This is a genomic window from Sinorhizobium fredii USDA 205, assembly GCF_001461695.1.
Lineage (GTDB): Bacteria > Pseudomonadota > Alphaproteobacteria > Rhizobiales > Rhizobiaceae > Sinorhizobium > Sinorhizobium fredii.
The window spans coordinates 21,053-46,392 of sequence record NZ_AUTC01000045.1 but is presented as its reverse complement, the minus strand read 5'-3'; the positions used below and the strand labels follow the sequence as shown (position 1 = coordinate 46,392).

Annotated in this window: 19 protein-coding genes; 10 read left to right on the top strand and 9 right to left on the bottom strand. The window is 62.4% G+C overall.

The features are described 5' to 3' along the window. From N181_RS06130 to lpdA, 3 genes are read left to right on the top strand one after another with little or no spacing between them, the layout of a single operon-like run. Positions 1-1,014, top strand: coding sequence for an alpha-ketoacid dehydrogenase subunit beta (locus N181_RS06130; RefSeq protein ID WP_037394030.1), 1,014 nt, complete (start codon positions 1-3; stop codon positions 1,012-1,014). A gap of 4 nt (positions 1,015-1,018) precedes the next feature. Beyond that, positions 1,019-2,299: a dihydrolipoamide acetyltransferase family protein gene (locus N181_RS06125; protein ID WP_037394027.1), complete on the top strand. Its 1,281-nt coding sequence runs from the start codon at positions 1,019-1,021 to the stop codon at positions 2,297-2,299. A gap of 4 nt (positions 2,300-2,303) precedes the next feature. Next, positions 2,304-3,698 carry a dihydrolipoyl dehydrogenase gene (lpdA, locus tag N181_RS06120; RefSeq protein ID WP_037394025.1) on the top strand — a complete coding sequence of 465 codons (1,395 nt, stop codon included), beginning with the start codon at positions 2,304-2,306 and terminating at the stop codon, positions 3,696-3,698. A gap of 207 nt (positions 3,699-3,905) precedes the next feature. Here the strand turns inward: lpdA and N181_RS06115 are convergent, their stop codons facing one another. From N181_RS06115 to hmgA, 5 genes are all read right to left on the bottom strand, one after another. Next, positions 3,906-5,087, bottom strand: coding sequence for an acetyl-CoA C-acyltransferase (locus N181_RS06115; protein WP_037394022.1), 1,182 nt, complete (start codon positions 5,085-5,087; stop codon positions 3,906-3,908). 262 nt (positions 5,088-5,349) lie between these two features. Next, the gene (gene purU / locus N181_RS06110; RefSeq protein ID WP_060563297.1) at positions 5,350-6,234 is read right to left on the bottom strand and encodes a formyltetrahydrofolate deformylase; all 885 of its coding nucleotides are present in this window, start codon (positions 6,232-6,234) and stop codon (positions 5,350-5,352) included. 145 nt (positions 6,235-6,379) lie between these two features. After that, positions 6,380-7,048, bottom strand: a complete 669-nt coding sequence (gene maiA, locus N181_RS06105; RefSeq protein ID WP_050984023.1) for a maleylacetoacetate isomerase — start codon at positions 7,046-7,048, stop codon at positions 6,380-6,382. Continuing rightward, positions 7,048-8,064 (bottom strand): fumarylacetoacetate hydrolase family protein, encoded by a 1,017-nt coding sequence (locus N181_RS06100; RefSeq protein ID WP_037394016.1) that lies wholly within the window; start codon positions 8,062-8,064, stop codon positions 7,048-7,050. The genes maiA and N181_RS06100 overlap by 1 nt, the downstream gene beginning before the upstream one ends. A gap of 78 nt (positions 8,065-8,142) precedes the next feature. Beyond that, positions 8,143-9,501: a homogentisate 1,2-dioxygenase gene (hmgA, locus tag N181_RS06095; protein WP_037394095.1), complete on the bottom strand. Its 1,359-nt coding sequence runs from the start codon at positions 9,499-9,501 to the stop codon at positions 8,143-8,145. A gap of 79 nt (positions 9,502-9,580) precedes the next feature. Between hmgA and N181_RS06090 the strand changes: the two genes are divergently transcribed. After that, a complete protein-coding gene (locus N181_RS06090) occupies positions 9,581-10,039 on the top strand; it encodes a MarR family winged helix-turn-helix transcriptional regulator (RefSeq protein ID WP_086018606.1) in 459 nt (152 codons plus the stop codon). Between the two features lie 15 nt (positions 10,040-10,054). On the opposite strand, the gene N181_RS06085 is transcribed toward N181_RS06090, so the two are convergent. Then, positions 10,055-10,534, bottom strand: coding sequence for an Lrp/AsnC family transcriptional regulator (locus N181_RS06085; RefSeq protein WP_014329908.1), 480 nt, complete (start codon positions 10,532-10,534; stop codon positions 10,055-10,057). 131 nt (positions 10,535-10,665) lie between these two features. On the opposite strand from N181_RS06085, the gene hppD reads away from it, so the two are divergent. Next, the gene (gene hppD / locus N181_RS06080) at positions 10,666-11,784 is read left to right on the top strand and encodes a 4-hydroxyphenylpyruvate dioxygenase (protein WP_014329909.1); all 1,119 of its coding nucleotides are present in this window, start codon (positions 10,666-10,668) and stop codon (positions 11,782-11,784) included. 68 nt (positions 11,785-11,852) lie between these two features. On the opposite strand, the gene N181_RS06075 is transcribed toward hppD, so the two are convergent. Further along, the gene (locus N181_RS06075) at positions 11,853-12,629 is read right to left on the bottom strand and encodes a helix-turn-helix transcriptional regulator (protein WP_014329910.1); all 777 of its coding nucleotides are present in this window, start codon (positions 12,627-12,629) and stop codon (positions 11,853-11,855) included. A 1,329-nt stretch (positions 12,630-13,958) separates the two neighbouring features. Further along, on the bottom strand, positions 13,959-14,486 hold the full coding sequence (locus tag N181_RS06070) for a hypothetical protein (protein WP_014329911.1): 528 nt from the start codon (positions 14,484-14,486) through the stop codon (positions 13,959-13,961). A 508-nt stretch (positions 14,487-14,994) separates the two neighbouring features. On the opposite strand from N181_RS06070, the gene N181_RS06065 reads away from it, so the two are divergent. The 5 genes from N181_RS06065 to N181_RS06045 all read left to right on the top strand — a co-directional run bounded on the left by N181_RS06065 (position 14,995) and on the right by N181_RS06045 (position 24,067). Next, a complete protein-coding gene (locus N181_RS06065) occupies positions 14,995-16,716 on the top strand; it encodes a hypothetical protein (RefSeq protein WP_060563296.1) in 1,722 nt (573 codons plus the stop codon). Between the two features lie 101 nt (positions 16,717-16,817). After that, positions 16,818-18,821 (top strand): hypothetical protein, encoded by a 2,004-nt coding sequence (locus N181_RS06060; RefSeq protein ID WP_037401342.1) that lies wholly within the window; start codon positions 16,818-16,820, stop codon positions 18,819-18,821. Between the two features lie 20 nt (positions 18,822-18,841). Then, on the top strand, positions 18,842-21,175 hold the full coding sequence (locus N181_RS06055) for a type I secretion system permease/ATPase (RefSeq protein WP_037401343.1): 2,334 nt from the start codon (positions 18,842-18,844) through the stop codon (positions 21,173-21,175). A 7-nt stretch (positions 21,176-21,182) separates the two neighbouring features. Further along, on the top strand, positions 21,183-22,520 hold the full coding sequence (locus tag N181_RS06050; RefSeq protein ID WP_014329916.1) for an HlyD family type I secretion periplasmic adaptor subunit: 1,338 nt from the start codon (positions 21,183-21,185) through the stop codon (positions 22,518-22,520). A 554-nt stretch (positions 22,521-23,074) separates the two neighbouring features. After that, positions 23,075-24,067, top strand: a complete 993-nt coding sequence (locus N181_RS06045; RefSeq protein ID WP_234818756.1) for a tetratricopeptide repeat protein — start codon at positions 23,075-23,077, stop codon at positions 24,065-24,067. A gap of 187 nt (positions 24,068-24,254) precedes the next feature. On the opposite strand, the gene N181_RS06040 is transcribed toward N181_RS06045, so the two are convergent. Beyond that, complete coding sequence (locus N181_RS06040; protein WP_037401349.1) at positions 24,255-25,298, bottom strand: class I SAM-dependent methyltransferase; 1,044 nt, start codon at positions 25,296-25,298, stop codon at positions 24,255-24,257. Between the last annotated feature and the right edge of the window lie 42 nt (positions 25,299-25,340).

The window sequence follows — 25,340 nt, the reverse complement described above, 5'->3', positions numbered from 1 at the left end:
ATGGCCAGAATGACAATGATCGAAGCGGTGCGCAGCGCCATGGACGTCTCGATGGGGCGCGACGAGGATGTCGTCGTCTTCGGCGAGGATGTCGGCTATTTCGGCGGCGTCTTCCGCTGCACCCAGGGGCTACAGGCGAAATACGGCAAGACCCGCTGCTTCGATGCGCCGATCAGCGAATCCGGCATCGTCGGCACCGCCATCGGCATGGCGGCCTATGGGCTGAAGCCCTGCGTCGAAATCCAGTTCGCCGACTACATGTATCCGGCCTATGACCAGCTCACCCAGGAGGCGGCGCGCATCCGCTATCGCTCGAATGGCGACTTCACCTGTCCGATCGTGGTGCGCATGCCGACCGGCGGCGGCATCTTCGGCGGCCAGACCCACAGCCAGAGCCCGGAAGCGCTGTTCACCCACGTTTGCGGCCTCAAGGTCATCGTGCCGTCGAACCCCTATGATGCCAAGGGATTGCTGATCTCGGCGATCGAGGATCCGGATCCGGTGATGTTCCTGGAGCCGAAAAGGCTCTACAACGGGCCCTTCGACGGCCATCACGAGCGCCCGGTCACCCCGTGGTCGAAGCACGAGCTCGGCGACGTGCCGGAGGGGCACTATTCGATCCCGATCGGCAAGGCGGAAATCCGCCGCAAGGGTTCGACGGTGACCGTGATCGCCTATGGAACGATGGTGCATGTGGCGCTCGCGGCCGTGGAGGAAACCGGCATCGACGCGGAAGTCATCGATCTGCGCAGCCTCCTGCCGCTTGATCTCGAAACGATCGTGCAGTCGGTCACCAAGACCGGGCGCTGCGTCGTTGTGCACGAGGCGACGCTGACCTCGGGCTTCGGGGGCGAACTCGTCGCGCTCGTCCAGGAGCACTGCTTCTACCACCTCGAAGCCCCGGTCGTTCGGGTGACCGGTTGGGATACGCCCTACCCGCATGCCCAGGAATGGGACTATTTCCCCGGTCCGGCGCGCGTCGGCCGCGCCCTCACCGAAGCGATGGAGGCGTAAGGCGATGGGCGAATTCATCATCAAGATGCCGGATGTCGGCGAAGGGGTCGCCGAGGCCGAGCTCGTCGAGTGGCACGTCAAGCCGGGCGACCCGGTCCGCGAAGACATGGTGCTGGCCGCCGTCATGACCGACAAGGCGACGGTCGAGATCCCCTCGCCGGTGTCCGGCAAGGTGCTCTGGCTCGGTGCGGAGATCGGCGATACGGTCGCGGTGAAGGCGCCGCTGGTCCGGATCGAGACCGCCGGCGAAGATGGCGAGCCGCCCCCGGACAGCGTTCCGGAGGCGCTTGCCGAAGCCGTGCTGGAAGAGCCTGTTGCCGTCTCCGCCCCGCCGACAGCCAAGGCGCCGCCCAAGCTTGAGAAGGCCGAGCCCCGGCAACCGCCAGCGGCGCGCGAGGCGCCGGATACCGCGAAGAAGCCGCTCGCTTCGCCGGCGGTACGGCTGCGCGCCCGGGAGAGCGGCGTCGATCTCAGGCAAGTGACCGGAACGGGCCCTGCCGACCGGATCACCCATGAGGATCTCGACCTCTTCGTCAGGCGCGGCGCCGAACCGTCACCGGCCCAGGTCGGCCTGGTCCGCAAGACGGCGGTCGAAGAAATCAAGATGGCCGGCCTCAGGCGGCGGATCGCCGAGAAGATGTCGCTCTCGACGTCGCGCATCCCCCACATCACCTATGTGGAGGAAGTGGACGTGACGGCGCTCGAAGATTTGCGGGCGTTGATGAACCGCGACCGCAAACCCGACCAGCCGAAGCTGACGATCCTGCCCTTCCTGATGCGCGCGCTGGTCAGGACCGTCGCCGAACAGCCGGGCGTCAACGCCACCTTCGACGACCACGCCGGCATCATCCATCGCCACGCCGCCGTCCATATCGGCATTGCCACCCAGACGCCCGCCGGTCTGACCGTTCCGGTCGTCCGACATGCGGAAGCACGGCGGATCTGGGATTGCGCGGCGGAGTTGAACCGGCTGGCCGACGCGGCCCGCACCGGCACCGCGACGCGCGACGAGCTGATCGGCTCGACGATCACCATCTCTTCGCTCGGCGCGCTCGGCGGCATCGCCTCGACGCCGGTCATCAATCATCCGGAAGTGGCGATCGTCGGCGTCAACAAGATCGCCACCCGGCCGATCTGGGATGGGGCGCAATTCGTGCCGCGCAAGATCATGAACCTGTCGTCGAGCTTCGACCACCGCGTCATCGACGGCTGGGATGCCGCCACCTTCGTGCAGCGGCTGAAGACGCTGCTCGAAACGCCGGCGCTGATTTTCGTTGAAGGGTGACGCCATGAAGGAAATTTCCTGCAAGCTCCTGGTGCTCGGCGCCGGCCCCGGCGGCTATGTCTGCGCCATCCGCGCCGGACAGCTCGGCGTCAACACCGTGATCGTCGAAAAGGCGAAAGCCGGCGGCACTTGCCTCAATGTCGGCTGCATTCCCTCGAAGGCACTGATTCATGCGGCCGAGGAGTTTCACAAGCTTCGCACCGCTGCCTCCGGCAAGAGCCCACTGGGCCTTTCGCTCGAAGCACCGGCGATCGACCTCAAGCGGACCGTCGCCTGGAAGGACGGGATCGTCGGCCGCCTGAACAGCGGCGTGACGGGTCTCCTCAAGAAGGCCGGCGTCAAGGCCGTCATCGGTCAAGCGCGCTTTGTCGATGGCAAGACGGTGGACGTGGAAACCGAAATCGGCGTCCAGCGCATTCGAGCCGAAGCGATCGTCATCGCCACCGGCTCGGCTCCGGTCGCGCTTCCCGACCTGCCTTTCGGCGACAATGTCATCTCCTCGACCGAGGCGCTGGCTTTGAAGGAGGTGCCGCAGACGCTCGCCGTCATCGGCGGCGGCTATATCGGCCTCGAACTCGGCACCGCCTTCGCCAAGCTTGGCTCAAAGGTCACCGTGCTCGAAGCCATGGACCGCATCCTGCCGCAATATGACGCCGATCTTTCGAAGCCGGTGATGAAGCGCCTCGGTGAGCTCGGCATCGAGGTCTTCACCCGCACCGCAGCGAAGCGCCTGTCGGCGGACCGGCGCGGACTCTTTGCCGAGGAAAACGGCCGCGCCTTCGAGGTGCCGGCGGAAAAGGTGCTGGTGACCGTCGGCCGCCGGCCGGTGGTAGAGGGCTGGGGGCTGGAGGAGATCGATCTCGACCGCTCTGGCAAATTCATCCGTATCGACGACCAATGCCGCACCTCGATGCGCGGCATCCATGCGATCGGCGACGTCACCGGCGAACCGATGCTCGCCCACCGCGCCATCGCACAGGGGGAAATGGTCGCCGAAATCATCGCCGGCCAGAAGCGAAGCTGGGACAAGCGCTGCATCCCGGCCGTCTGCTTCACCGATCCGGAGATCGTCAGCGCCGGCCTCTCGCCGGAGGAGGCGCGTGCGGCTGGCATCGAGATCAAGATCGGCCAGTTCCCCTTCCAGGCGAATGGCCGCGCCATGACGACGCTTGCCGAGGACGGTTTCGTCCGCATCGTCGCGCGCGCCGACAACCATCTTGTCCTCGGCATCCAGGCCGTCGGGCATGCCGTCTCCGAGCTTTCGTCCGCCTTTGCGCTGGCGATTGAAATGGGCGCACGCCTGGAGGATATCGCCGGCACCATCCACGCCCATCCGACCCAGTCGGAAGCCTTCCAGGAGGCGGCCTTGAAGGGGCTGGGGCACGCGCTGCATATTTGAGGGGCGAGGACTAACCCCTCCCCAACCCCTCCCCACAGGGGGAGGGGCTTTCGATGACGCGCCCGCCCATTCCTATCTCCCCAGTTCCGAGAGCTCAGACATTTGCGGATGACACTGCGCAGGCGACGGGGTCGAGCCCTCCCCTTGTGGGGAGGAGTTGGGGAGGGGTCTTTGCGCGAGGGCATACTCGGCCAGCTAGCAAAAACCCTACTGCAGCAACTCCAGCCCCACCGCCGTCGCCTCGCCGCCGCCGATGCAGAGCGAGGCGATGCCGCGCTTGACGCCGTTCGCGCGCATCGCATGGATGAGCGTGACGACGATGCGAGCGCCCGAAGCACCGATCGGGTGGCCAAGCGCACAGGCGCCGCCGTGGATGTTGACGATGTCGTCGGAAAGGCCGAGATCGCGGATCGCCGCCATGGCGACGATGGCGAAGGCCTCGTTGATCTCGTAAAGGCCGACGCTTCCCTTTTCCCAGCCGAGTTTGTCGATGAGCTTGTCGATGGCGCCGATCGGCGCCGTCGTGAACCAGGCAGGCTCCTGGGCGTGGCCCGCATGGCCGGCGACAATCGCCAGCGGCGTCAGCCCGCGCTTTTCCGCCTCGCTGGCGCGCATCAGGATCAGCGCCGCGGCGCCATCGGAGATCGAGGAGGAATTGGCGGCCGTGACGCTGCCGCCATCGCGGAAGGCCGCCTTCAACTTCGGGATTTTTGCGGGATCCGCCTTGGTCGGCTGCTCGTCGCGATCGAGGTTGGCGGTCCCGCGTTTGCCGCCATCGGCGATTGCTACGATCTCATCGGCAAAGGATCTGTCCTCCGTCGCCTTCAGCGCCCGCTCCAGCGAGCGCAGCGCGAAAGCGTCCTGCTCGGTGCGGGAAAACTGATAGTGCTGGGCGGTGTCCTCGGCATAGGTGCCCATCAGGCGGCCGGAATAGGCGTCCTCCAACCCGTCGAGGAACATGTGGTCCTTGACCTCGCCATGGCCGAGCCGGAAGCCGCCGCGCGCCTTCGGCAGGAGGTAGGGAGCATTGGTCATCGACTCCATGCCGCCAACGCCGACGATGGATGCGCTGCCGGAAAGAAGAGCGTCATGGCCGAGCATCAGCGCCTTCATGCCCGAACCGCAGACCTTCGAGACCGTCGTCGACGGTGTCCCTTGTCCGAGACCGGCGCCGAGCGCCGCTTGCCGGGCCGGATTCTGCCCGAGACCGGCGGGCAGCACGTTGCCCATCAGCACTTCGTCGACCGCGTCGAGGCCGGCGCGATCGAGCGCCGCCTTTAATGCTATGGCGCCGAGTTCCGGCGCCGTCAGATCCTTGAGGCCGCCCTGAAAGGCGCCCATCGGCGTACGCGCCGCCGAAACGATAACCACCGGGTCGCTATTGCTCATCTTAGTCCTCCCATGGCCGAGCGGGTCTCCCTCCCTCCAGCGAGGGATGTGCGGTTTTTCGCCCCTCATCTCGCTGCCGCGACCTTCTCCCCGCACGCGGGGAGAAGGGACAAGCCGCGCCGCCCAAATCCCCTCTCCCCGCAAGCGGGGAGAGGGCTAGGGTGAGGGGCGAATCTGCATCCACGCCCATGATCCATAGCGACTATAGCCGCCTGATCCAGCGAGGCAATGCGGGCCGCGAGGCGCGAGTGGCGACGACGAATTAACCCATCCGTTCCGACGCATAGCTCCCCGGGCTCGGCGGAAACACCACGACGCGGTTGCCGTTGATGAAGCAGCGGTGGTGGATATGGGCGTGGACGGCGCGGGCCAGCACCTGGCTCTCGACGTCGCGGCCGATCGACACATAGTCCTCGGCCGACTGCGCGTGGGTGATGCGGGCGATGTCCTGCTCGATGATCGGCCCCTCGTCGAGGTCGGCGGTGACGTAGTGCGCCGTCGCGCCGATCAGCTTGACGCCGCGCTCATAGGCCTGCTTGTAGGGGTTGGCGCCCTTGAAGGACGGCAGGAAGGAGTGGTGGATGTTGATGATCCGCCCCGACATCTTCTTGCAGAGCGCGTCGGACAAGACCTGCATGTAGCGGGCCAGCACGATCAGCTCGGCGCCGGTCTGCTCGACGAAGTCCAAAAGCTGCGCCTCGGCCTTCGGCTTGTTCTCCTTGGTCACCTTGATGCAGTGGAACGGGATGTCGTGGTTGACGACGACCTTTTGGTAGTCGAAGTGGTTGGAGACGACGCCGACAATGTCGATCGGCAGCGCGCCGATCTTCCAGCGGTAGAGCAGGTCGTTCAGGCAATGGCCGAAACGCGACACCATCAACAGCACCTTGGTGCGCTCTTCGGAATCGCGGATCTCCATCGTCATGCCGAACTGCTTGATAGCAGGGGCGAAGCCTTCGCGCAGCTCCTCGAGCTTGGCGCCTTCCTGGCTGATGAAGGTCAGCCGCATGAAGAACAGGCCCGTTTCGAGGTCGTCGAATTGCGAGCTATCGCTGATGTAACAGCCTTTCTCCGCGAGATAGCCGGTCACGGCAGCAACGATGCCGCGGGTGGATTTGCAGGTGACGGTCAGCACATAGCTTTTCATCGATGGGTCTCTCGTTCTTGAGGTGTTTCCGCGCCCTCTTCTCCGGGGCAGTCACGCGAAAACTAGCGTGACGATATCGGGCCTGCCGATCCATTCGCGACATCGGCTGGACGGAACGGAACACGGCCGGACCGTGATCGAGTGTCTACGGCCTTACCCGGTCGGGATGCGCCTGCCCGAAGCCGTCGATTTCGGCGCAGCGCGCATCGATGGCGACAATCCGGGGGCAGCCGGAAAGGTCGACCTCCCAGCGACACGCATTGTAGATCTGCGGCACGAGACAGATATCCGCCATGGTTGGGCTCTCTCCGTGGCAGTAGCTCCCGGTCGAGGGGTGACCGAGCAGCGCCTCGAAGGCGGCAAGACCCTCGCCGATGAACTTCTGCATCCAGGCCCGGCGCGCCGCCTCGCCGTCCTCAGCAGCCTCCATGACATGGGCTACCACCCCGAGATTGCAGACGGGATGGATCTCCATGGCGATCGCATAGGAGAGCGCCCGCACCCGCTGTCGGCCGATCACGTCGGCAGGGAGGAAGCCGGCCTCAGGCCTTGTTTCGGCGAGGTACTCGATGATGGCGAGCGACTGGGTAAGGCGCTCGCCATCGATATCCAGCACCGGCACAAGCCCCTGCGGGTTGCGGGCGAGATGCTCCGGCGCGCGATGCGCCCCGGCGAGAAGATCGACCGGAACGGAGCGATAGCTTTCGCCGACGAGATTGAGGGCGATCCGCACCCGGTAGCTCGCCGAAGAGCGCCAATAGTCGTAGAGGACTGTTTCCGTCGTCACGTCTGCCTCCGATCGATCTCCTGCCATCAGCCGCGCTCGTGTCTCTCCACCTTCTGCTCGATGGCACCGAAGATCGAATGGGCGGCGGCATCCTTCATTTCGATCCGGACGACGTCGCCGAATTTCAGGAAAGGCGTTTTCGCCGCGCCAGTTTCGATCGTTTCGATCATCCGCAGTTCGGCGACGCAGGAATAGCCGACGCCGCCTTCGGAAACCGGCTTGCCCGGTCCGCCATCGAGTTTGTTGGAGACGGTTCCGGAGCCGATGATCGTGCCCGCCGAAAGCGGCCGCGTGCGAGCGGCATGGGCGATGAGCTGCGGAAAGTCGAAGGTCATATCGATACCCGCATTGGCGCGGCCGAAGGGTTTGCCATTGAGGTCGACGCGAAGCGGCAGGTGCAGCTTGCCGCCATCCCAGGCGTCGCCGAGCTCGTCGGGCGTCACCGCGACCGGCGAAAAGGCGGAGGACGGTTTCGACTGGTAGAAGCCGAAGCCCTTGGCGAGCTCCCCCGGGATAAGGCCGCGCAGCGAAACGTCGTTGACGAGCATGACAAGCCGGATCGCCTCGCGCGCCTCGTCGGGCGTCGCGCCCATCGCCACGTCGTCGACGACAACCGCCACCTCGCCCTCCATATCGATGCCCCAGGCCTCGTCGGCCATGACGATCGGATCACGCGGTCCCAGAAAACTGTCGGAGCCGCCCTGGTAGATCAGCGGGTCGGTCCAGAAGCTCGCCGGCATCTCGGCATTGCGCGCCTTCCTGACCAGCTCGACATGGTTGACGTAGGCGGAGCCGTCCGCCCAGTGGAAGGCCCGCGGCAAGGGCGATGCGGCATCATGTTCGTGGAAACGCATGGTCGGCTGCGATCCGGTCTCGATCCCCTCGGCGACGCGCGCCAACCGCGGCCCCGCATGCGCCCAGTCGTCAAGCGCCACCTGCAGCGTGCGGGCGATATGCCCCACCTCGGAGCAACGGGTCAGGTCTTTCGAGACCACGACGAGCTTGCCGTCGCGGGTGGAGTCTTTCAGCGTCGCGAGTTTCATGGTGTTTCCCGATAGATGTCGTTGATCCGCGCCGGACGGCGCGGATTTGGAGAGCATGTCACGGTTCTTCGACGAAAGTCACTTGATTCCGGGCGTCCCGTCGAATTTCCGGTCGAGGCCGGTCCAGCAGTCGATGTAATCGTCCTGCAGCGTGTCGAGCTCGGCTGCGAATTTGGTGAGCTGCTGCGGGAAACGGGTCTCGAACATGAAGGCCATGGTGTTGTCGAGCTTGACCGGCTTCAATTCGCCGTTCGAAGCCTTCTCGAAGCCTGAGAAATCCGGTCCGTGCGCCAGCATCATGTTGTGGAGGCTCATGCCGCCGGGCACGAAACCCTCCTCCTTCGCATCGTAGCGCCCATAGATCAGCCCCATGAACTCGCTCATGATGTTGCGGTGGTACCAGGGCGGCCGGAAGGTGTGCTCGGCGACCAGCCAGCGCGGCGGGAAGAGGACGAAATCGACGTTCGCCGTGCCCTCCTCCCCCGATGGCGCCGTCAGCACCGTGAAGATCGACGGATCCGGATGGTCGAACAGGATGGCGCCGACCGGCGAGAAAGTCTTGAGGTCGTATTTATAGGGCACGTAGTTGCCGTGCCAGGCGACGACGTCGAGCGGCGAGTGGCCGATCTCCACCGTATGGAAGGAACCGCACCACTTCACTTGCACCCGGCACGGCGTCTCCTTGTCCTCGTACGCGGCCACCGGCGTCTTGAAATCACGCGGATTGGCGAGGCAATTGGCGCCGATCGGCCCGCGATCCGGCAGCGTGAACTTGGCACCGTAATTCTCGCAGATGTAGCCGCGCCAGGCCCTCTCCTCGCCGAGCCGAGTGACCTTGAACATCGTGCCGCGTGGCACGAGGCAGATTTCCGAGGGCGCCACGTCCATCTTGCCAAGCTCGGTAAAGACCTGGATCGCGCCCATTTCCGGCACGATCAAGAGCTCGCCATCGGCATTGAAGAAATAGTCGTCGACCATGTCGGCATTGAAGACATAGGCATGCGCCGCCATGCCGACCTGGGTCAGCACATCCCCCGCCGTCGTAATGGTGCGGATGCCCTGAAGGAAGTTCTGTTCCTCCGTCGGGACCGGCAGCGGGTTCCAGCGCAATTGCCCGAGCGCCAGCGAATTTTCGACGACATGCGGCGCCGTCTTCCAATGCGGATAGTCGACCTTCGTGAAGCGGCCGGTGTGCCGAACGCTCGCGCGGATTCGGTAGAGCCAGGAACGCTCGTTGGTGCCGCGCGGCGCCGTGAAGGGCGAGCCGGAAAGCTGTTCGGCATAGAGGCCGTAGTTGCACTTCTGCGGGCTGTTCTGTCCCTGAGGCAGGGCTCCGGGCAGGCTTTCGGTCTCAAAATCGTTGCCGAAGCCCGGCATATAGGCGAGCGCCTGTTCCTCGCCGGCCGCTCCTGTGCGGCGCTTATCCGCCTGGTCCATGGCTTGCATCTCCTCTTCAACGCGGCATATTAGTTGCAATCGTAACTATTGATTTTGTAACTATCAACGGCGGAGAAGCGTGTTGACCGAGGCGTTCGAATTGGAGGCCTTCCTGCCCTATAGGCTGAACCGGGCGGCGGAATTCGTGGCGCTGCGCTTTGCCGCACAGTACAAGGCGCGCTACCAGCTGACCCGGCCGGAATGGCGAACGCTGGCCGCGCTCGGCAGTTCCGGCCGCAGCATGACGGCGACCGAGATCGGCACCCACTCAACCATGCACAAGACCAAGGTGAGCCGCGCCGTCTTTGGCCTCGAGCAGCGCCGCTGGCTGAAGCGCGAGGCGGACGGCCGCGACCGGCGGTTCGAACACCTGGCGCTGACGCCAGCCGGCCAGCACGCCTATCGAGAACTGACGGAGCTCGCGACAGCCTATCAAGACGAATTGCTTTCGATGCTCGGGGAGGTAGATATGAAGGCCCTCTCGAAGGGGCTCAGCGCCGTGGAGCGAGCGATGAGGAAATCCGTGCCCATTCCGTAAAAAAACGGCTCGAACCTACCCCTTCATCCGCTCCGGGATCGGCAAGCCTTCGAAGCTCTTCAGCGTCTCCAGCACGATCGAGGTCTTCACGTGCTGGACGCTGTCATGCGGCAGGAGCACGTCGTTGACGAAACGCGAAAGGCCGGAAAGGTCGGGTGTCACGACGCGCAGGTGGTAGTCCATCTCGCCGGTCAGTGCATAGGCCTCCAGCACCTCGGGCAGGCCGGAGATCAGCTTGGCGAAGCGCTTCGCATTGTCGCGGTTGTGGGTGGCCAGCGTGACTGAGATCACCACCATCAGATCGAGCCCGAGCTTCTGCCGGTCGATCTGTGCCTGGTAGCCGGTGATGAAGCCCTCCGCCTCGAGCCGCGAGCGCCGCCTGGAGCATTGCGACGGGGAGAGCGCGATCCGCTCGGAGAGGTCGTTGTTTGTCAGATGCCCGTCGCGCTGCAGTTCGCCGAGGATCTTCAGGTCAAATCCGTCAAGCTGCTCCATTCATGCACCTCTACGCCATCTATCGCACAATTCATGCACGATTCTCCTAAAACCGCGCAAGAATACAAGCATCATGCATCAGATCTGCGCCATACTCCAACAAAGTTCGGAGGAATGAGAGGAGAATTTCGATGGGTCCGTTTCCACATGATGCACCGCCTGCAACGATCTCGGCGGACAATCCCGCCGGAACGGATGGCTTCGAATTCGTCGAATTCGCCCATCCGGAGCCGGAGAAGCTGGAGGAGCTCTTCCGTCGCATGGGCTACACGCCGGTCGCCAGGCACAGGACGAAGAACATCACGGTCTGGCGGCAGGGTGACATCAACTACGTCCTGAACGCCGAACCCGGCTCGCATGCGATGCGCTTCGTCGACAAGCATGGGCCCTGCGCCCCGTCGATGGCCTGGCGCGTCGTCGATGCGACGTACGCCTTCGAGCACGCGGTCGCCAAGGGCGCAGAACCCTATACCGGCAGCGACAAGAGCCTCGATGTGCCGGCGATCGTCGGCATCGGCGGCTCACTGCTCTATTTTGTGGAGACCTATGGCGGGAAAGGATCTGCCTACGACGCCGAGTTCGAATGGCTGGGCGAACGCAATCCGAAGCCCGCCGGCGTCGGCTTCTACTATCTCGATCACCTGACGCACAACGTCTATCGCGGCAGGATGGACAAGTGGTGGGCCTTCTATCGCGAGCTGTTCAACTTCAAGCAGATCCATTTCTTCGACATTGACGGCCGCATCACCGGGCTCTTGAGCCGGGCGATCACGTCGCCCTGCGGCAAGATCCGCATCCCGTTGAACGAGTCGAAGGACGATACGAGCCAGATCGAAGAATATCTGAGGAAGTACAAGGGCGAGGGCATTCAGCACATTGCCGTCGGCACCGAGGCGATCTACGACGCCACCGACAGGCTGGCGGCGAACGGCCTGAAATTCATGCCCGGCCCGCCCGACACCTATTACGAGATGTCGCATGAGCGCGTCCACGGCCATGAGGAGCCGATAGAGCGCATGAAGAAGCACGGCATCCTGATCGATGGCGAGGGCGTGGTGAACGGCGGCATGACGAAGATCCTGCTGCAGATCTTTTCGAAAACCGTCATCGGGCCGATCTTCTTCGAATTCATCCAGCGCAAGGGAGACGAAGGCTTCGGCGAGGGTAATTTCCGGGCGCTGTTCGAGTCGATCGAGGCCGACCAGATCCGCCGCGGCGCACTCGACACCCCACCGGCCGCGGCCGAATAAGGGCAAAACCGTTCAAGCGAAGCGCCGCGTACCCCGCCGGGTACGCGGCGCGAATTTTGTTTCACGCATCAATTGGACCAGCGTCCCCGCGGCGAGCCCAGATCGCCTTCGTGCCGGAAATAGCGCGATGCCGCTTCGGTGCGGTTGCGCACGTTCATCTTCTTGTAGATGTTGCGGACGTGCACTTTGACGGTGTTTTCCGAAAGCCCGAGCCGGTCGGCAATGATCTTGTTCTGTGTGCCCATGCAGATCAGGTCGAGGATCTGGACCTCACGCGTCGTCAGCACGCCCCTGCCGCTCTCGCCCCTCCGCTCCGGGTCGATCGCCTCGACGGCCGACGGCCGTTGAACAGCGGAACTGCCTCCCGCGAATCCCCGCGGTGCCAGTCGCCTGAGCAACGCAGCGGGAAAATGCTCGCCGCCCTTCATCAGGAGATCGATGGCGGTCAGGCAGACATCGAGATGCAGATTCAAGGGCAGCACGCCATGGATGAGCCCCTCATCGACGAAGCCGGCGATCGACGTATCGAGCTCGTCCGCATTGTCCACCACCACCCCGATCGATGCCCTGGGGTGGAACTCATGGATCATTCTGATGATCGACGGGAAAGTGCTTGCCGGCATGCGGTAAAGCATCACCAGTGCGACATCGACGAGATTGCCATCGAGCAGACTGTCGGCTTCTGACAGGCTCACTACCTCATGGCCTTGAAAGCGGGTGCAGATTGCTTGCGTCAGGCATTCGGCAAGCAGGTCCGCCTTGGCGAGCATTACGATCTTGTTTTTCTTTGCTAAAACCTTGTTGCTATCTTCAAAATTGCTCAGGGTTGAACTCTCACGATACATTTATCCCTCCTTGGGCGTTCCCTGAAATTCTTATGGGTGTGAGGCCCCTCGTGAACGCCTGCGTTTAAAAAATTTATTCGAATAAAAAGCGAATTCCCCACGGCGGCAGAATTCGTAATAACTAATGTATCGTAAATATGGGGGATAGGAAACAGCCCAAATTGGTTAGATTGGCGCGGTGACGCTATCTAGACCTGTCCGCAAACGCGCCAATTTTGGGTCTATCCACGCGAAAGCCTTGGACAACTCGAACGGCAGCGGTGCATTTTCCGCTTACTTCGACCACCCTTTGCTTTTCAGGGGTTCGGCGGACCAAGGGGCTGGGGCGGAAACGGCGGGGTCGTGACGACATTCAAGCCTAGGATGTAGATCGCGGCCCCGCACGTTCTAGCCCGTTCTCGTCGACGGGCGATACCAACAACGGGTTATATGAGGCCTGGCGCGCAGTCGATCGACGCCTTTGTGCCAAGCCCCTGCGCGCATCTCATCCAGCCCACTCGATGGCTATCAGCCTGGCGCTTCGCTTCGAAATTCCGCCCTGGCGGGATCCAAGATCGGTGCAACGCGACGGGTGCGAAACGCGGCGACGGATTCACAATGTTAACATTGTCTTAACGCATGGGATGAAAACGCATCCCGGGACGGGACACCGCCAAGCGGCTATGCTTCTTCCCCAGCGCCCGGCCCGCCCACTGCAAGGCCTTCGCGCGATGCCACCGTCAAAACGCGCGCTATCGATCAAGCGGCTGCCCAGACTAACCATAATTGGTATCTATCGCTTCCCCACATTCCGGATCACACTGCAATCGTCGCACGGTGTTTTGTGCGTCCCGGACAGTGTCCTGCGTAGGTTCGGAAGTATTCATATTGCGTTCGCATGACAAATCGTATGACATTTTATATTTTGACGTAACAGTTTACGACAGGACCGAACCCCTGCCGCACAATTATATTGGAAAAAGAAATAGAAATATCGAGACCCGCAGATGAATGGTATCACCTTCTCTGATTGAAGATGAGCCAGCACCATAAGAATCCTAAAAGAGATGAAAGGGTTTCGGTGCTGGCTCCCTCTCCTCACAATTCTCTCCAGATTGAGCCACACAGCCAAGAAAGAATTGTCGCGGGCGTGACGGCCCGTGCATCTACTGCATGTTTCCTTGAATCGCATCGACTTAAGGATAAAACGTGCAGCGGTTCATAGTGCTTCAGCGTCCTTCGTGCCTCAGATAGAGACGCGTGCTCTGTAGGCCGGGCGCGCGGACTGTCGCGGCATTTGAATCCGCTCCGATCTTGGACATAGCGTGAGGCAGTTATCCATGCCGCCCGTTAACGCGGGAACGAATGCCGCTCGACGATACCCCAGATTCCCTTGTTGATCTTCATGATCTGGTCGATCGCCTCGCTGATCCTCGCCAATTCCACGTCGTCGATCTGCTCGATCTTGCCGTACTTGATCGTATCCTTGCTGTCGAAGATGGCCATCAGCTGGGTGCTTGCCTGGTCCCCGGTCTCGTCGAAGGAATAGATGCAATGGCTGTACTTGTTCCTGAGCTTCGCCTGCTTGCCGAGCTGCTGTGTCACCGCCAGGATCTCCTGCCTGCGCTCGGATGGCGTCTTGGCCATCTTGGCGAGCCGCTCGACGAGCTCGATGCGGGCCCGCGTCGTGTTCAGCGTCAGGAAAATAATGACCGCGGTTTCCTTGTCCACATTCGCAAGCCCCGCGATCAGGTAGATAAGCAGGCTTTCCGTGTTCGTCCACGTGTAGTTCAACTGCCCGATCAAAAGAAGGATCTCATGAAACCTCTTCATCGGCCCAGCTTGCCGTTGCCGAACACCGCCGTCAGGATCGCTCATATCCGCTTCCGTTCCATTTCTTCCGGTTGATTAGGTTTGGGCCCTAAGCCTGCCTGCTGCAAGTAGCCCTAAGGTAGTAGCGTTGCAAATCCATTCCATAGATTCATCATTTCGCGCAAATTATTTCTTCACGCAGTCAACCTGAGGCTGACAAGCACTCGCAACGACTACCCTGCGGGCTAGCTCGAACTGGCAGCTTACATTTCCTTCAACTTGGCAACAGACTGCCCGGGCAAAACGACGAGCAGTGAGGCTCGAGCCTGGGGACCGACACGGCGCCAGATGCGCAGGTCCCCTTCGAGAGGCCCGACAAGCTGCTCCAGCGTGAAGGAGGGCACCTACCACGACATTTTGAACGTCTGATCCCCGGTCGCGTTTGGCCGTCCGGTGATCGAAATTCTTGAGTGACGTAGCTTTATTTATTTCAACACTGGACCGCACCACCCCGTAGCCGCGTGAGAGAAAAAGGCGGCTTGGCTGTCGCGGCCTCAACCCAAGGAAGATCACTATGGGCAAGGACAAGAATTTCTTGTGGCCGTGGGAAGACCAATCCCAAGATCAGGACCAATATCAGGATCAGGATCAGGAGCAGGAGTCCGAGCAGGAGCAGGAGCAGGAACAAGAGCAGGAGTCAGAGCAAGAGCAGGAGCAGGAGCAGTCCAGTGAGTCCTATAATGGCAATCTGAACGGCAATGGCAACGGCAACCTGAACGGCAACGGCAACCTGAACGGTAACGGCAACGGCAACCTGAACGGTAACGGCAACCTGAACGGTAACGGTAACGGCAACGCCAACGTCAACGGTAACGGCAACCTGAACGGCAACGCCAACCTCAACGCCAACGTCAACAAGAACGAGACCGAAGTTGACGTCGACGTCGACAGCAAGACTGAAGTCGACGTCGATGTCGACATCGATCTTGATGGCTACAAGCCCTCGGATGACGATTTCGTCGACATCGATAATTCAGACATCGAGGGCATGGCTACCGTCAGCTTCAAGGACATCCTGGACGAGTCGCTCAACGGCGCAGGCAATGACGTCGGTAACGTCTTCAGCCAGTCCGCCATCATGTCGGATGACGACAAGCTGGAGAACGTCTCCAACGACGGCGAGCTGAACCAGAGCGGCGATGCCAAGGGCGGCTACGCCAAGTCGGACGACGGCATCACGGCGGCCGGTGACGGCGGCGAAGGCGGCGATGCTGATGCCGACGGCGGCGACGGTGGCGACGGTGGCTTTGCGGTCGGCGGCTTCGCCGGGGGCGGCGACGCTGACGGCGGCGACGCTGACAACGACGGCGACGCGGATGGCGGAGACGGCGAGGGTGGTCTCGCGGCGAGCGTCGGCGTCGGCACAGGCGGAAGCAGCGGCGACGCTGACGGTGGCTACGCCAAGGCTGGCGATGGCGGCAACGGCGGTACCGGCCTCGGTCTCGGCCTCGGCCTCGGCCTCGGTCTCGGCGTCGGTGCAGCAGAAGGCGGTGAAGGTGGCGATAACGAAGCCGGCGACGGTGGCGAAACGGGTGACGTCGAAAGCGACGAGGCGGAAGCCGAGGACGCGGGCGACGGCGGCGACGGCTCAGATGTCGATGACTCCTTCGCGATCCCGGTCCTGAACTTCGGCGGCGACGGCGGCGACAACGATGGCGGCAACAGCGTCGCTCTCGGTCGGACCGGCAACGCCAACGGCGGAAGCGCGGACGATGCCGGTGACGGCGGCGGTGCGCTCGGTGCAGGCCTTGGTATCGGCACGGGTTCCGGTGTCGGCGCCGGTAACGGCGGCGGCGGCGGCGGCGGCGGCGGTGCCACGGCGAACGGCGGAACCACGGGCGGTGCCACGGGCGGAACCGGGACCGGCGGAGCGGCCACCGGCGGCGCCGGTGATGGCGGTCTTGCTCTTGCGGGTGCATGGGCTGGCGATGCCTTGGCCGGCGGCGGTGCAGGCGGAGCGGCAACCGGCGGCGCAGGCGGCGCAGGCGCAGCTGGCGGCATCGCAACGAGCGGCGCAGGCGGTGCAGGCTCGGCCGGCACCTGGGGTTCCTACAATGGGGACGATAGTTTCCTCGAAGGAATCTCCTCGGCATCGGCCGATGCGGTGATCGACACCAACGCCTTCAACCAGCAGATCGTGCTTGGTGCCAACCTGCAGGGCAACACCATCGACATGACGGTCGTCGGCGGCAACTACAGCTCGACGGCCATCGGCGAAGACGAAGACGCCGCATAACAGCACTACCGGTTCGCAACTTCGCAATCGGGCATTGAACTGGACTGCGCGGGTTCACCCGCGCAGTCCAACAGCACCGAAATAAAAAATGGGGGCTGACAATGACCCTGTATTTCGACAAGACGACCGAGGCGATCGCCCATTTCATCGGCCTGTTCGCAACTACTCTCGAAGAAATTCGCCTGCGCGACGCCTATAACGAATTCAAGGCTCTTCAGAAAGCGCAGGAGGATCCGCCGGAGCTCCCTTCCGTGCCGGTCACGGTCAAGGCACCCTACGAGCTCAAGGATTTCGACCCTCGTATTCCCTATCGTCCGGACGATCCGGTTGACGCCGGGCCGACCCCAGGCCTCTATCCCGGCCTTCGTCCCCCGGAAATACCGGTTTCGCAGCCGGTAAACGAAATCGACAACCCGCACGTTTTCACCCGGTACGGCTCGAATTCGTCCTCCAGCAGCACTGTCGACTTTCAAATCGATCCGCCCGGCTCGACAGCTGTCTACGCATCGCAGCAGATCTGGCTGTCGGACAACGACTCCGTCAGCCTTGGCGGTCACGGCCTGCAGTTTTCCGTGAAGGTGGACAACAGCGCCCTGATGAATGATCTCATCGAAGCGGCGCAGCGGATCTCCCCGCTTGGCGGCGAGGAGATTCCTGGCTCTCCAGAGGAGATTGCCACCTTCATCAGCGCCGCCGCGCAGCAGCTTGATGCCTTTTCCGATGAACAGGTCGGACAGGAAGGCACATTTGTCGCGAAAGCCGAGACCCTCGAAGGCATCTTCGTCAACGGAGAACTCGTCGAGGAAGCACCGAGCCTCGATGACTACTTGCCGCCACCGGAGGATACGCCGGACGACAAGCCGGCTACCTCCAACCAGGCCAGCGGCAACGTTACGGCAGGCCAGGGCAAGGTCTCGATCGAGGCGTCGGTCGAACTTGAAGCGGGTGGCAACACGCTGGTCAACTCCGTCACGCTGACGACCAACTGGCTGCAGTCGCATGTGCTCGCCGTCGCCGGCGACCATGTCGAACTCAACGCGATCGTCCAGATCAATGTCCTGTGCGACAACGATCTCTTGAGCACCGCCCTCAACGGCTGGAACCTCGATCAGGGCAAACCGAACGAGGCCTTCAACATCGCGATGTTCAAGCATCTCGACCCCGAGCCCAGCAAGGCAGAGCAGGCCGGACCCGGCGACTTCCCGAAGGCTTGGGCAATCACCGAGATCAAGGGCGACCTCTTGATCACCAACTGGTTCGAGCAATTCACCTTCATGTCCGATGAAGACACGGCCATTTTGGCGGCCGCTGGCTCGACGGCTTCAATCATCACCGGCGACAATACGGCCATCAATAACGTCTCGCTCGCGGAGCTCGGACACTACTACGATCTCATCTTTATCGGCGGCAATGTCTACGACGCCAATATCATCCAGCAGTTGAACATTCTGCTCGACAACGACCTGGTCGGCGCCGTCGAGGGTTTCGGCACGACCGGCAAGGGCTCCGCTTCCACCGACGGAAACCTGCTCTGGAACGAAGCGAGCATCGTGGAAGCCGGCGGCGCGAACAGCGTCAAACCGTTGCCGAAATCCTACCTCGATGCCTTCGGGGATCTCGCAAGCGGCAAAAAATCGCTGCCGGACGGCGTGCTGGAGGATGGCGCCTTCGCCGGGATGAACGGCTTGCGGGTGCTCTATATTTCAGGCGACCTCGTCAGCCTGAACTACGTCAAGCAAACCAATATCCTGGGCGACAGCGATCAGATCGCGCTCGCTATGAACAAGCTCGGACTCGGTTCGGATGCGGACTGGACGATTTCGACGGGTTCGAACACCTTGGTCAACTACGCCGGGATCCTCGATGTCGACGCCGGCAAGACCATCTACGCGGGCGGCAACGCCTATTCTGACGAGATCCTGGTCCAGGCCGACCTGATCAAGACCGAACCGTACCTCGGGGGCCAGAATCCTGACGCACTCGTCAGCGAAGCGGTTGCTTTCCTCGGTGACGACACCCCCGACCACGGGCCACAGCCGCCGGATCACGCGCCGCCTCCCCTCGATACGACGAATGCCGATCCCATGCATAGCATGCTGGCCTGATCGGAGCGCGGGAGGCGACGATGACCGACGACCGCGATCAATCCTGGGAGCAATTCGCGACAAGTGGAGACGAGGTTGCGGACGAGGCGGAGTCCCGGCCGCGGGGCCTGGATGTCGAGGCTGCCCGGCAGCAATTGCTCCGCAGAATCGACCGCCGGGAAAATGTTTTGGATCGCACTGTTAAGGAGCTCGACGAGGTGATTGACCATCTTCGCGGCGCGGCGGCCGCAAGAACCAGCCAGGAAACCAATCGTGAGGTGACGGCCGCACCCGTCGCATCCGAACGGCGTGCCGCGGCGCCGGCCGAGGTTACCCAACAGACACGGACGCCCCCGCTGACGGCCGTCAACGCGAACACCGCGGAAATCGTGCCCGGTCCGCAGGGCGATGCCGGCAAGCCTGCCCCTGTGCAGGAGGCCCGCAAGCCCGAACCGCGCTTCGAAAAGCCGGCCATCGAGCCCAGGGCCGAAGTCAAGGACAAGTCTTCGATATCGGGCATGGTGGTGATCGACGGCGACCGCGGCCCTATCAAGGCCGAGCCGCGCGTCCCCGACAAGGGTGGCTCCGGCGGCGGCGGGGGCCATGGTGGCGGAGGTGGAGGCGGAGGCGGAGGGGTCTTCCATAAACGCCTCGGGCCAGTCGATTTTTCCGTCAGCCTCAAGGCCGGTCTTCGGGCGATCAAGCAGAACCTGATGGTCGTGATGGTTTTCACACTCGCCACCAACGTGCTGGTGCTCGCCATACCCGTCTATCTGTTTCAGATCTCGGACCGGGTGCTGACCAGCCGCTCGATCGACACGCTGGTCATGCTGACCGGACTGATCGTCGCTGCGGTCATTCTGCAAGCCATATTCGACGGAATCCGCCGCATGATCCTGATGCGGACGGCGGTGGAGGTTGCCGCTCAGCTCGGCGCGCCGATCCTCAGTGCGGCTGCCCGCGCCTCGCTGCACAGCAACGGGCGCGAGTATCAGACCCTTGGGGATCTGCAGCAGCTTCGCTCCTTCCTCGTGTCGAGCACGCTGCTTTCCTTCCTCGACGCCCCGATCGCCCCGTTCTTCGTCCTGGCGGTCTTCCTGATCCACCCGCATCTTGGCTCGATCGTCATCGCCTCGGCCCTGCTTCTGCTCGTTGTCACCGTATTGAACCAGAAGGCGACGGCAGCCCCCTTTGGCGAGGCCAACACCTTCCAGAGCAAGGCCAACCTGCATCTCGACTCGATGTCGCGCAATTCGCAGATCATCAACGCGCTCGCGATGATCCCCGAAGCGGTCCGCATTTGGGGCAAGGACATGGCAGGGTCGCTCAGAGCTCAAGTGCTGGCGCAAGACCGCAACATCGCTCTTGCCTCGCTTTCCAAGGCCGTTCGGCTGCTCACCCAGGTCACGATGCTCGGCTGGGGCGCCAATCTCGCCCTTAACGGCGAGCTCACGGGCGGCATGGTGATCGCGGCATCGATTGTCGCCGGCCGCGCGCTCGGGCCGATCGAAGGCGCGATCGAAGGCTGGCACCAGGTCATTCAGTCGCGCGCCGCCTATGGGCGCATCGCTTCGCTGCTGCAGAGCTCGCCGCTGAACTTCGAGCGGCTGAAGCTGCCGCGCCCTGAAGGTCGCCTCGACGTCGAGCGGCTGCTTTTCGTCCCGAATGGCACCAAGCGTGTTGTCCTCAACGGCGTGACCTTCGCGCTCAGTCCGGGCGACTCGCTTGCCGTGATCGGCAGTTCCGGAGCCGGCAAGACGACGCTCGGCAAGATGCTCGTCGGGTCCATCCTGCCGACATCCGGCAATGTCCGGCTCGATCTCATGGACTTGAGGAACTGGGATCAGCGCCAGTTCGGCGAAAGCATCGGCTACCTGCCGCAGGACGTTCAACTCTTTCCGGGTACGATCAAGGCCAATATCGCCCGCATGCAGGAGGACGCCACGGACGCCGACATCTACGCTGCCGCCAAGCTCGCCGACGTGCATGACATGATCGCATTGCTGCCGCACGGTTACGAAACCTTCGTGGCGGCGGACGGATCACCGCTCTCCGGCGGACAAAAGCAGCGCGTCGCGCTCGCCCGGGCCTTCTTCGGCAATCCGCGCATGGTCGTGCTGGACGAGCCGAATTCCAATCTCGACAGCGCCGGCGAGGCTGCACTGACGCGGGCGCTTGCCCATGCGAAGAAGCAGAAAATCACTGTCATTACCATTACCCAGCGGCCCGCCCTCCTGAACAGCGTCGACAAGGTATTGCTCCTCGTGAACGGCACCGTGGCGCTTTTCGGCATGCGCCAGGATGTCCTGAAAGCCCTTTCCACGCGCGGCATGAATCTTGAGGGCAACCCGCTCGACCACAACCAGCTGACGTAGGCAAACCATGTCAGACATAGTCAAAGTTTACGATCTTGAATGGTATGCAGAGGTACCGCGGTCGATCTGGAAGCAGACCATCGCCGGCGTGGCGCTCATGGCGGTCACGTTCGGGGGTTTCGGCCTCTGGTCCGTCACGGCGCCGCTGGCCGCCGCCATCATCGCCCAGGGCAGCTTCGTCGCGACCGGTCAGAACAAGATCATCCAGCATCTCGAAGGCGGGATCATCAAGGATATCCTGGTGAGCGAGGGGGATCACGTCGTCGCCGACCAGCCGCTGCTGCGGCTGGACGAGACGGCAGCACTCGCCAATCAGCGCCAACTCTTTCTGCGCCGGGCGAGGCTCGAGGCGATCGTCGCCCGGCTGATGGCTCAGGTGGAGGGTGCCGACACGATCGAACTGCCGGCAATTCTTGCCCCCCATATGCAGGATCCGGAGGTCGAACCGATCATTCGAAGCCAGGAGCTCAATTTCCGCGCCTGGAAAAGCAAGCTGGACAGCGAAATCGGACTGTACAAGCAGAATATCGAGGGCTTCCGCTTCCGTGTCGGAGGGTACCAGCTACAACTCGAGGCGGTTCGTCAGCAGCATGCCCTCCTCGAGGAGGAATATGTCGGCAAAAAGTCGCTCCTCGACAAGGACTTGATTCGCAAGACGGAAATCAAGAGCATCCAGCGGGCGATCGCCGACGCCAAGGGACAGGCCGGCAGACTGACCGCCGAGGTCTCGGAAACCGGCGCGCAAATCCTGAAACAGGAGCAGCAGATCCGTCAGACGGAGGAAACCTACCGCGAGGCGGCCCTGGAAGAACTTCAGAAGGTGGAGGCCGAACTCGACTCCGTCCGCGAGCAGTTGACGGGGGCGGCCAGCGTGCTGCGCCGCGCCACGATCAACGCTCCGGTCAGCGGCACCGTCGTAAGGCTGTACTATCATACCGCCGGCGGCGTCATCGAAACCGGCAAGCCGATCATGGAAATCCTGCCGTCGGACGTGCCGCTGATCATTGAAGCACAGGTCATCCGCACCCAGATCGACAGTGTCAAGATCGGCCAAAAGGCAACCGTTAGGCTCACCGCCCTCAATCAGCGGACGACGCCGGTGTTGGACGGCGAGGTCTACTATGTTTCCGCCGACTCCATGCCGGACCCGGCGACCAACGGTACACAGGAAGTCTATCTCGCCAGAGTGAGCCTGCCGGTGAGCGAGGTCACGAGGATCTCCGGCTTCGTCCCAACACCCGGGATGCCTGCCGAGATTCTCATCCAGACGGCCGAGCGGACCTTCTTCGACTACCTGACGAAGCCGATCCGGGACAGCATGGCGCGTGCCTTCATGGAGCGATGAAGCAAGCCGGCCGGCGAGCGGTGCCGCCGGCGCTCACGACCCCGGCCGCCTGAGGCAGCGAGCGTCAGGCGGTTGGCGGAATGACCGGCCGTCGAATGGAAGACTTCTCCCGGCCTGCGCTTCCGATGCACGAGGCAGACGGGTGAGCAGGTGTGCTGACCGACCACATCTTCAGCGTGCCTACCCATTGCGAAATAACCCAAAATTGCTATACTTCCAATCTTATTGCTAGCTTATCTATTTGTAATTTCTGATGCATAATTGAAATTTATTTCATTATTTATTTTAAGCGAGGGACCATGTTTATAGAAATTATTGAGCGTATTGAGGATTTTGAGAATATTCGAAACCTCTGGGAGGATCTTTATCGTAACGATCCCGACTCCCACCCTTATCTATCCTGGGATTGGTTGCATCAATACCTGCCTCGACAGCAGAGGTGGTTCATCCTGGCCTTGAAACGACCCGACGACGAGGCTTACTGCGCCTTTCTTCCGCTTCGTGTATCAACCTACCGCGACAAAAGCAGTGGTCTGTTCTGCGATGAAATTTTGATGATCGGCAATCGCGGCTCCGGCCGAACCGGTCTGCTTTGCCGGCCGGGCCTCGAAAAGGAGGCGGTGGATGCGTCCGCCGACATCATCCGTCGCGAAAACTGGGCGAGCCTACGGTTCGATTGTCTTGACCTTGCCTCGGTCCGGACCGAAGCATTGCTTGACGCCTTTGCCGAAGAACAGTTTGTCCGCGAGGACGCCGGCTGCGGCGAGAGCGACTTGGCCGTCCCGGAACGGGGTGTCCGCTGCCTCGTCGTCAAGACGCGGACCGGCCGCAATCTGCACGACTGCCTAAATCGCCGCAGCATCGATTTCGTCTTCGAGCGCGCCGTGGACCTGCACAGCCGCGGCAAGCTGGACGCGGCGGAGACAGGCTATCGGCAGGTGATCCATGCCGCCCCCAAGCATGTCTACGCCCGCTACGGCCTGGCACAACTCTGCACCGACCGGGGAGACCACGCCGAGGCGGAGCATCTTTATCGCGGGCTGCTGTCGATCATGCCGGAGGCGGGCAAGATCCAGCACCGGCTGGGCGACGCCCAGATGGCGCAAGCCTGCTATCGCGAGGCGTGCAAGACCTACGGGGAACTGCTTGCCCGACACGCGCATCTCGGCCTTGTCCGGTACAAATTGGCCGTCTGCCTTCTGGCCGCGGGCCACAGAGACGCCGCGATCGCCACGTTCCTGAGTTTCGAAGAGATCAATTCCGATGATCCGGAGCATCTTCGGTGCAAGCTCAGGTCGCGGGAAGCGGTGTCGCGCCTGAAATTGCGCTCGGCGATCGAAGCACTCAGAACCACCAAGCGGCCGCGCCAGGCACCGGTTGTTCAGGTCGGCCGTCGATCCGGCGAAACCCCGTCGGCCTCCGCGACATCTGCGCCGCTCCTGCCGTCGGCAGCGCTGCTCAAGCCGTCTCTGCCTGGCGGCGCCTCTGCCCATCTGCATGCGAGACCCATCCTGCTCGACTGCAAAGGATCGAAGCAGAAGCACTGACACGCGGGAGCGGCCCGCAGTTTCTCCATCCCGGCATTACAGCGCCGCGCGTCCAATTGGACGCGCTAAGGTCGCTGTAGCACTTTGAAATGCTGCATGATTTTGTCCTTAAATCGATTCCGATTTAAGGAATCATGCAGTAGCGTCGCGGGATGGAGAACGTTCCATGCTTTCCAATGCGTGATGCTCAGGAACGCTTCTGCAGGATGCCGTAGACGATGTTTCGGTTGGCGCCGAATTCCAATCGGGCATTGACCGCGTTGCGATCGACGCTCGCATTGATGATGCCCCACATGTCCGCTTCCGAGCGCAATAGCAGCGCCCAGTTCATCAACGTCTCCATGTAACCGTCATCGCTGATGTCGCGCGCGAAATTGGCGAAAAGGAAGACGCCATTGGGCTTCAGCATTTCGAGGCATCGTTGCGTGAGTTTCACGGCCACTTTGTCGGCTAGGTAATCATAGAGGCCGGCGGCATAGATGAAGTCGAACTGACCCAGTTCCTGGGACCTTGTCAGAAGGCCGCGAACGGAACCGTCGATCGCCTCGACGCATGTTCCTCTGAAATCGCGAACCATCGACCCGACGCTCAAGGGGTCCTGATCGAGGGCGACCCAACGCTTTATCCGCCGCTCCCGCAACGCCACCGAGCGGTCGGCCTCGCGCAGGTGCCCCGCCGCGATCGTCAGGATTTCCGTCTCAGGGCCACGTTCGGTGGCGATCGCGTCGACATGCCGGGTCAAGAGGTCGCGTCGCTCCCGCACCGCGACGGACGACGGCGCATCCTTCGTGTAGTCGTAGAGGGTCCGTCCGAGCGGCGAGGCCTTGGCGATCTCGTCGGAAACGCTCGGATGACCATAGATGAAGTCGATCAGTTGCGCGTCGCCGGAATAGCCGCGCGGCTTCCGGAAAGACCAGCGCGTGAACGGATCCTCATGGAAGTAGTTCGACACCGGATGGTTCTGCACGAGCGGGATCAGCTCTTGCCAGACGCTCTGGTCGAACTTGCGGCGCACCTCATGAAGGGCGCCGATCAGCTGGTGGATGATCACCGGCGCATCGCGGCGCTGCTCGATTTGTTGCTGGGCAATCATCAGCGCCAGAGCGACTTCGGCTTCGCCGGTTGCCAGCTGCTCCTCATGGCGGTCCGTCTTGGCTGTTGAGAGTTCGGTCGTAATGGAGGTGGGGGTAATCAGGCTTTCGCCATCGAGGGCAATCTGAATTTGGGTCACGCGAGACTCATCCGTTAATAGATTGTTAACAGTATGCGCAAG